The sequence below is a fragment of the Protofrankia sp. CiT1 genome (assembly GCF_917627335.1).
Lineage (GTDB): Bacteria > Actinomycetota > Actinomycetes > Frankiales > Frankiaceae > Protofrankia.
Map to the genome: position 1 here is coordinate 2,421 of NZ_CAKJTP010000096.1, position 8,845 is coordinate 11,265.

General features: G+C 65.9%; 7 protein-coding genes. 4 read left to right on the forward strand and 3 right to left on the reverse strand.

Annotated elements, in window-relative coordinates:
- Nucleotides 1–567: 567 nt before the first annotated feature.
- A complete protein-coding gene (locus MJ785_RS15015; RefSeq protein ID WP_239381411.1) occupies nt 568–1,860 on the reverse strand; it encodes a type II toxin-antitoxin system HipA family toxin in 1,293 nt (430 codons plus the stop codon).
- Nucleotides 1,860–2,129, reverse strand: coding sequence for a helix-turn-helix domain-containing protein (locus MJ785_RS15020; protein ID WP_239309881.1), 270 nt, complete (start codon nt 2,127–2,129; stop codon nt 1,860–1,862). The genes MJ785_RS15015 and MJ785_RS15020 overlap by 1 nt, the downstream gene beginning before the upstream one ends.
- 388 nt (nt 2,130–2,517) lie before the next feature.
- Here MJ785_RS15020 and MJ785_RS15025 point away from each other — a divergent pair, with 388 nt between their 5' ends.
- Nucleotides 2,518–2,775: a type II toxin-antitoxin system Phd/YefM family antitoxin gene (locus MJ785_RS15025; protein WP_239309882.1), complete on the forward strand. Its 258-nt coding sequence runs from the start codon at nt 2,518–2,520 to the stop codon at nt 2,773–2,775.
- Nucleotides 2,772–3,032 carry a Txe/YoeB family addiction module toxin gene (locus tag MJ785_RS15030; RefSeq protein ID WP_239381413.1) on the forward strand — a complete coding sequence of 87 codons (261 nt, stop codon included), beginning with the start codon at nt 2,772–2,774 and terminating at the stop codon, nt 3,030–3,032. The genes MJ785_RS15025 and MJ785_RS15030 overlap by 4 nt, the downstream gene beginning before the upstream one ends.
- Before the next feature lie 77 nt (nt 3,033–3,109).
- Here MJ785_RS15030 and MJ785_RS15035 read toward each other — a convergent pair whose 3' ends face one another.
- The gene (locus MJ785_RS15035) at nt 3,110–4,678 is read right to left on the reverse strand and encodes an FAD-dependent monooxygenase (RefSeq protein WP_239309884.1); all 1,569 of its coding nucleotides are present in this window, start codon (nt 4,676–4,678) and stop codon (nt 3,110–3,112) included.
- Nucleotides 4,679–6,015: 1,337 nt separating this feature from the next.
- On the opposite strand from MJ785_RS15035, the gene MJ785_RS15040 reads away from it, so the two are divergent.
- Both MJ785_RS15040 and MJ785_RS15045 read left to right on the forward strand, forming a co-directional pair.
- Complete coding sequence (locus MJ785_RS15040) at nt 6,016–7,581, forward strand: CmcI family methyltransferase (RefSeq protein ID WP_239381415.1); 1,566 nt, start codon at nt 6,016–6,018, stop codon at nt 7,579–7,581.
- A 5-nt stretch (nt 7,582–7,586) separates the two neighbouring features.
- On the forward strand, nt 7,587–8,183 hold the full coding sequence (locus MJ785_RS15045; protein WP_239375587.1) for a methyltransferase domain-containing protein: 597 nt from the start codon (nt 7,587–7,589) through the stop codon (nt 8,181–8,183).
- Nucleotides 8,184–8,845: the final 662 nt, after the last annotated feature.

The window sequence follows — 8,845 nt, forward strand, 5'->3', positions numbered from 1 at the left end:
GGACGCCACGCGGGCCGCATCCGACGATCGGCCAGTGCCGGGCGAGGTTCCCGACGCAGGTCGACGATCACCTGGCTGCGGAGACAAGACCCGCCAGCGCGATCGTTTCATTACGCACAGGCTAAGAATATGCACCAGCAACGACCGACGCCCAATTTCGGCGGAGACCCTGCGCGGACGGCTGCGGGTCGGCGCGTATGGCCCGCAGTATGGTCAGCCATCTGCGCAGCGATACCACCCATCAGAGGTTGCGAAATCTCTGGGCGGTGCAGAGGGAGACTGGAGATGGGCGGGTTCACGGCACCGCAGCGCGAGCTGGCCGATTTCCTTCGCCTCGACGACGACCTCCTTGCGGTCGCGGCCAAGGCAAGCAGCCCACCGCTCGGCGAAGCCACAGACAGTCCCGCACGCTTGGCAGCCTGGATCGCAAAGCTGTCCACCGCGCGGAAGGACCGGCTGCTACAGCGTGTGGTCAACGACGACGCCGTCGCCGTGCGGATGGATGCGCCTCTGCTGGCGGGCTCCGCGTGTCGAGGCGTGACCGGTAAGCCGGACACGCCGGCGGCGTCAGCGTCCCATCGGATCGTCGAGGCGTTCCGCCAGCTGGCGGGTGTGCCGGGCGATGCGGTCGATCGAACGCGTTCGTACCTCCTCGGCCTCGGACGTACCGACCTCTGTGAGCGCGTCGGAGAACGCGTCCGGGAAGCGCCCAGCCATCTCCCTGGCGGTCTGGCGGTACTGCTCGGCAGGGATGCCGAGGACGGCCGCCGCGCGGTCCCAGTGCCTGCCGAGCACCTGTCCGAACTTCCGCCGGCCGCCGATCCCGACCGCGACCTCGCGCAGGCCCGGGTCGGCGTCGTAGGGGAGGCTGGTGGCGAGATCGTAGAGCGGGGCAACCTTGATCTCGTTGGGGAGCAGCAGGAGAGACACGTTTTTCGCGTGGCCATCGGGCGCGCCGGTGACGTAGTTGATGGCGGCGAAGTCGCCGAGCGCGGCCAAACCGGCGGCGGCGTGGCCGCGTGAGTTCTGCTCGACGATCCGGGCGAGGTCGGTGAGTCCGGGGCCGCCGTGCGCTTCGTACTTCTTCGACGGGAGCCGTCCGCTGGCGGAGCAGAAGTCCTCCTGATGGAGGCGCAGAACGGCACCGTCGTCGAGGATGACGCGGTCGTAGCGCTCGATGACGATCGCCGGCTCGCCGTCGCCGAAACGGGTGAACTCGGTGTGGGCGACGTCGAGCCCGAGCGCGCTGGCCGCGCGCATCGTGGCGTGCTCGACGAGGGACTGGTGGTGGAGGCGCCCGATACCGGGCTTGATGATGTGGGTTGTCGCCGCGGAGCCATGTGCCTCGTGCCAGCCAGTGGGCAGCTTCGCGAGCGCGAACTTCGACTGCTGGCCGGGCAGCGACCAGTGTTCGTGGGGCAGGCTCCAGGAGGCCGCGTCCCCGGTGCGCAGTGCACGGAGCCGCTGCGCTATGTCCTGGTCACTGACAGGCCGCGTTTCCTGGGCGCGGGAGAGCATCTCGTCGACCGCGTCGGGTTCGCAGAACTGCACCGCACCGGGGCAGTCCCAGCCCATCTGGGCGAGGATCGCCAGCGTGTCATCGGGCTCGACGCCCAGCGCAGCCCCCCAACGCTGCCGCGTCCGGGGGTCTTCAGGCAGCACGCCCTCAAGGTAGGCGCGGACGCTCCTACCTCGGTAGGTCGTTCCGCTCAGTGGCATCCGCACGCCCAGCGGAGTACTGGGCCTGGTCGCGAGGTAGGCCGGCTCGTAGGTGAACTCAGGCTCGGCGGTGGAGCTGCGCTGTGCGACCCGGCCAACCGCGACGCCGTAGAGGACCACCAGCAAGCTGCGTGCCGCCATCAGCGCCTCGCCCGTGTCGCGAGGGCGGCAAGGACCGCGGCCTCGGCCTCGGTGACCGTACGTTCGGCCAGGTCCAGGCTCAGGCCCAGGGCGCTGAGCACCCGGAAGAGGGGCTCGACGCTCGCTGTCGGATGGCCGGTCTCGAAGCGGGTCAGCCAGGCGCGGGAGACCCCTGCCTGGGCGGCAAGATCCTCCTGTGACAGGCCTCGCCTCTTGCGGGCCTCGCGTACCTCCGCGCCGAGCTGACGGGCGTTGGTGATGTTGGCCATGGCGGCATCCTGTCGACGCTCATAGGCGGTCCGATTTGCCTTCGTTCGTAGACAATACAGGTTGCCTTCGTTCGTAGGCAATTCACGATGTCCACGAACGTGGACGGGCAACGCTGACGGTCACTTGCGTCCCGCGTCGATGAGCAGGTGTCAACAACATCGGGAACGGTCTAGGCTGGGTGTAGAGCCAGGACCGGGACACGTCGGCGTGACGGGCGACGGCGTCGAAGGTCACCGGGGTGCCGGTGGCGCCGAGATGGCGCAGCGCGGTGAGGGCTTGTCAGCGGGTCCGTTCGGCGCGACGGCGGGCGGTGGCGAGGTGCCCTTGGCCCCCAGTGTTGTACCGTATTTGGTACAACACTGGCCTGGTGGTGGATCGGGAGACGGCATGGTAGCGGCGATCAGTGCCAGCGAGGCGCGTAAGACCCTGTTTCCGCTGATCGAGCAGGTCAATGCCGATCACACCCCCGTCGAGATCGTCTCGAAGCGTGGGAATGCTGTCCTCGTGAGCAAGGAGGACTGGGACTCGATCGTCGAGACCAACTACCTGTTGCGCACTCCTGTCAACGCCAGGCGGCTGATGGAGAGCGTAGAACAGTGGCACTCGGGTGAAGCTGTCGAGCGGCCGCTGAGTCCTGACGAGTGAAGCTGACCTGGACCGACCATGCCTGGGATGACTACCTTTACTGGCAGAACCAGGATCGCAAGACGCTCAAACGGATCAACGCGTTGATCGCAGACATCAAACGCGATCCCGAGGGGCCGGGGATCGGTAAGCCCGAGCTGTTGCGCAACAACCTGGCCGGGCTACGGTCGCGCCGGATCGACGACGAGCATCGACTGGTCTACGCAATTGAGCTCAGCCAGATCACCATCATCTCCTGTCGCTACCACTACCAGTAGCCGTCGTGGCCGCGGAGCTGAATGGCAGGCCTCGTGAGACCTTGGGCTGGCGCAAGCCGGTAGAAGTGTTCAACGATCTACTGGAAAGGCATGTGTCGCCTTGACCGCTTGATTCCGCCCGGCTGTGGGTCCGGGGATCGCATGTTCGTGACCATGGCGGGTGATCCGAACCAGCGGGTGAGCGCGTCGTCCAGCCCAAGACTGGTGCCATCGCCTACCCAGGCGGCGTGGCCGTCGGGGCGGATCAGCACCGCGCTGGGTGCGGTGACCGTTCCGAGCACGGGAAGCTCCCACGCACCGTCGTAGGTTGCGTCGGTGAGCCGCACTCGATCGGCCCACGGTGTGATGTCGATGCTGCCGCGGTCGCCGAAGTTGATCAATGTCGGCCTGCCGGCATGGAGCAGCGCGTAGGTCCGCAGCGGCCCGGTCGCGGTGATGAGGTCGAAGTCGGGCATGCGGCGTCCGAGCAGCGGGTGGTCATCGCCGAGGTCGTATCGCACGTCGAGGCCGTGGATGAGCGCGGCGACGCGTACGCGCGCAGCATTGATGGTGAGCAGGTCAGCGGTGATGTCGCGCAGCGCGCATACCCGTTCGTCCTGCCGCTGTGTGGCACTCTGCGCCATCGTGTGCCGCAGCGCGCAGGCGTCTGCGGGGTGCCGCTCGGTGTGGTACGTGTCGAGCAGCGAGTCGGGTGACACGCCTTTGACCACCTGAGCGAGCTTCCATCCGAGGTTCACCGCGTCCTGGACTCCGAGGCCGATGCCCTGCCCCCCGGCGGGCGAGTGGATATGCGCGGCGTCGCCCGCGAGCAGCACACGCCGGTCGCGGTACGCCGCGGCTTGCCGGGTCGCGTCGGTGAAGCGCGAGAGCCAGGTCGGGTTGTGGACGCCGAAATCGGTGTGGTAGACGTGGGTGAGCGCCGCGCGGAGGTCGTCGAGCGTGGGTTTGGTGGCGGGGCCGACGCGCTCCTCGGTCACCATGACCCGTACCGGCCCTTCGTCGGCGTAGACCACCTCGCCGTCGCGGATCTCGTAGTCCACCCTGCCCAGGCCATGGACGCCGACAGCATCGAGACGAGTGCCCCATTCCGGTTCCTCGCTCAGCCGCACCTCGGCGATCAGGTGGCTGCGCGTCGCGTCCCAGCCCTCGAACGCGATGCCGGCCGCCCGGCGGATCACACTGCGTCCCCCGTCCGCGCCGACGAGGTAGGCGGCGCGGATCGTCTCGCCGGAGGCGAGGCGGACCTCGACGCAGCCCTCGTCCTGCACGAACCCGATGACCTCACGACCGCGATGGATGAGCACGCCGAGTTCGTCCAGCCAGCCGGCCATGATCCGCTCAATGTGGTTCTGCCACAGCCCCAGTCCGTACGGATGCCGGGTGGGGAAATCGCTGATGTCCAGCACCATGGCGCCGAACCGCGCTGTCTGCGCGACCTGTCCCTCGTCCAGAAAGCGGCCGGCGATGCCACGCTGGTCGAGGATCTCGATCGTGCGGGAGTGGAACCCGCCCGCACGCGAGCCGGCGAGCTCTGGCGTCGGGCGCCGCTCGACAATCGCAACGTCTACACCCGCCAGCGCCAGTTCCCCGGCCAGCATCATCCCCGTCGGCCCACCGCCGACGATTACCACCGCGTACTCCCGCACGTCGCTACCCCTCGCCTGTCGTTCTGACAATGGGGAGCGATTCTGCGGCACCACCGGGGCCTTGCCGCAAGACCCCCGATGCGCTATAGCTTGAAAGTGGCGGGGGAGCCTGACCTGCCTACCTTGAAGGCCGCCTCGCCGACAGCTCGTGGCTGGAGCCGTATGGCCCGCCTGATACCAACATCGACGGCCGCAGCGTCCCGCCGGCCACTGAGCCCGTCAAACCGGCCCCACGGGCAGCCGACAGGCCCTCCCTGGCAACCCGAACCTGGTGAGCCAGTTCTGCTCGACGTCGCCGGACCAGATTTTACCCAAAGTAGTCAAATTAGGGTCGCCGGGTGAGAACCATCTTTCCGTACGAACCAGGAGACAAGCCCGCCTATCTGATCGTTTAGGTGGCCCCCGAGTGTTCCGACCGATCAGTCAATCTATTTGACCAGACTAGAGGTCAACTACGTAGCGTGGCGGGCCGCCAGGGGCCCGAAGCCTGAACCCAGAGATTAAAAAGAACCTTGGCATACCTGCCAGAACATGCCGGCCCGTACCAGGGAATGTCCAAACATGCAGGCCATGGCGATGTCAGATGCCTGCGGGACCGGGCACTGCCGGTCGGGTTCACAACGCCCGCACCCGCACCGAGCCCGCGGCACCCATTGCTTTTTGGATCACATATGTCACCCACAGTATTCGACAACTTGCTTGGATTCAGATGGTACATGTTTGGTACGGTTGCGTCAGAGTAGCACCGGCCAGACCTTTCACATGCAGATCATCGTCGGCCGGGTGAACTCTCGGCGGACAGCCGCATCCTGTGTCGATCGTGCATGGACGGCGTAAAGCGCTGCGCGAAGGAGGACGGGGGTCTGGGTGAAGATTCCGCTAACCGGCGGCGCTGGGTTCATCGGCGGACATGTAGTAAGAGCGACCGGCAATAGGGGCGCGGCGTCGCGGGGCTGGGGCACGCACCTCGCCGCGTTGTCGTCGGTCGACACCCAACGCCAGGGTGGCTCCCTCCGCCGCCTCGCGATGCACGCACCCCAGCCCCGCTCCTTGATCCACACCCCTATTGCCGGGCGCTCTAAGCCACTTAGCGGCCGCGGGGGCGGTCACCGCGGCCATCGACGATCTATCCACCGGTACCGAACCGAATCCGCGCAACACCATCGACCGAGCATCGAACGTCCAAGAGCTCTTCGTCCCGGACGTGACCGAACGGAATCCAGGACATCGTCGAGCGAACGCACCCGAGCAGCGGCCTTACCCCCTCCTCTGTCGTCACACCAGAGGGCTGTTGACCGCGGATGATCCACCGGCTTCCGAAAAGGAGACACGCCTCGATGACACGATCCGCTCGGGAGATGGACAACGGCAGGGCCTGGGTTACCATGGTGACCAATGACGGATACGTCGACGGTGTCGTCGTACTCGCGTACTCCCTTCTCACAGTCAACTCACGGCATCGCCTTCTCGTCATGCTGACGCCAACCGTCAGCGTCGAGGCCAGACGCCGGATAGCCGCACTCGACAACTGCCACACCGCCGAGATCGAACCCATCCTTCCCGCGCCCGTCAAGCTCATCGACTACGCGTTCCCGTACCTCGTCGATTCGTGGACCAAGCTGGCCATGTGGAACTTCGAGGAGTACGACCGGCTGGTCTGGCTGGATGCCGACATGCTGGTGCTGCGCAACATGGACGAGCTCTTCGACGTCCCGATAGACACGGGGACCATCGCCGCGGCCCCCCAGTGCCTGTGCAACGCTCTGCACTTCGACAACTTCCCGGCCTACTTCCGAGTCGAGCACTGTCCGTATCACGGCGGGTCCCAGCAGCTGCGGCGGTTTAACGCCGGACTGCTCGTCGCCGCGCCATCCACGGCCATGTACAAGGAGCTGACGGGGGCGATCCACAAACGTGAGATCAACCAGATGCACTTTGCCGAGCAGGACCTGCTGAACGAGTACTTCGCCGACAGCTGGCACGCTCTGGACTACGTGTACAACGCGACGAAGGGAATCAGCAGGGCGCACCCCGAGCTCTGGAACCTGGACGCCATCAAGAACCTCCACTACGTGGGGCAGAAGCCATGGAACTGCGACATGGCGAAGGCGCGCGCGAACGACGACCCGATGTACCGGATCAACAAGGTCTGGTGGGATGTGCGCGAGGAGGCGTTCACTCGCCTCTCCGGAGGCTCCGCAGCCAAGGTCGACGATACGACTCGGCGGGCGATGGAGAAATACGCGCGGCAGCCCCCGCCACCGCCGCTGTATCTGGAGGAGGCCTTGGATGTCCCGCTGCGCCAGGTCCTGCCGAGGCTGCAGCAGCGCTTCCTCACGCAAACCAGCTACTTCGGCGTTCCGGCCTGGAAGAACCCCCTCGACCTGTGGGTCTACCAGGAGCTGTTGTACGAGCAGGCTCCCGACGTCATCATCGAGATCGGCAACCGGTTCGGCGGCAGCACGCTGGCCTTGGCCCATCTGTGTGACCTGATGGACAACGGGCGCGTCATCGCCGTCGACCTCTCCCACGAGTCGGTGCCGCGGCGGGTACGCGAGCATCCGCGCATCACCTGGGTCGAAGGCGACGCATGTGAGTTGTTCGACCAGGTCGAGAGTCTGCTTGACCCACAGGCCCGGGTTGTCGTCATCGAGGACAGCGCGCACACCTACGACAACACCCTCACCGTGCTGCGGCTGTACGGCCAACTGGTCAAGCCGGGAGGCTCCTTCGTCGTGGAGGACGGAATCCTCGGACACGGCCTGGACATGGGGCCCCGGCCGGGGCCGTACGAGGCAGTCGAGACGTTCGTGGCCGAACACCCCGATTTCGTGATCGAGCGTGAGCGGGAGAGTCTGTTGCTCACCTGGTGCCCAAAAGGTTTCCTTCGTCGCATCCGGTAGGAGTCATGGCAGAGCAGCCCCAGACAACCCAACTGGTTCGCCAGCCGCCCGACGCCGACCGCCAATGGTGTCGCATCGTCATGAACCAGACAACGCGCCAGTGGATCGGTGCGCTCGACACCGGCCGGCTGTCGGTCCTGGAGATCGCCGGCACGATCTGGGAAGACGCGTTTGCGTTCCGCTCCTATCGAGCGGTCTTCTACAGCGACTACGACGTCTGTGCGGGGACCCTCGACGAGACGTTCGATCTGGTGATCGCGGAACAGGTCTTCGAACACGTGCTGTGGCCCTACCGCGCCGGACGCAACATCCATCAGATGGTGAACCCCGGCGGATACGTCCTGATCACCACGCCCTTCCTGATCCGTATCCATGACCAGCCGGTGGACTGCTCGCGCTGGACCGAACTCGGACTTAAACATCTGCTCGCGGAATGCGGGTTCCCCTTGGACACCATCCGCACCGGATCGTGGGGCAACCGGGCCTGTGTCATCGCGAACTTCACCGAGTGGGCACAATACGCGCCCGAGCAGCACTCACTCGACAACGAGCCGGACTTCCCATTGGTGGTATGGGCCCTAGCGCAGAAGGAAGCGACATGAACGTCGAGTTCAGTGTCATCGACCGCCTGGACCACCACTCTGCCTCGGCACGGTCATCGTCGGTCGTGTCCGGCGAGAACAGGCGGTTGCTCTTGATGGCGTGGCCGAGCGGCGGTCTCCAGCGGGGTGGTCTCAACCGGTCAGGGCATCATCCTGGCGTCCGTATCGTGCCGGAACCCCGTGGATCCCGGCACGATACGGACGGTGCGCTGACTCTCTGGGATCAGGATCGATGTCGTCGCCGCAACGACGCGACCTTCGCGGGAATGAGAATGGAGGACGCGACCGCCACGGTGGGTCCGTACAAGTTCCCGCCGATCGACGAGTCGGGACGTGCCGATGACACGAGGTTGCAACCCGAGTGGTACGGCTTGGGTATGCATTAAGAGCGCGTTTGAGATCGTCATTCCGGCTCGCCGTGCCCAGGCGCCCCCTGGCTGCGTTGTCAGCCAAACCGATACAACTCATCCGGTATCGCTTCGGCCTCCCGCCTTGCCAGGGGGCGCCTGGACGCGGCTCACTGATCGAAAGCCCGATCTCAAACACGCTCTAAGAGCCGTACCGGCCATATCGCCTTCATCGGCTTCGTGAACGGCGGGTTCATCGTCAACCCGTCACACCGCCCGGCCGGAGCCCTGGAGCACACACGGACCACAGACACA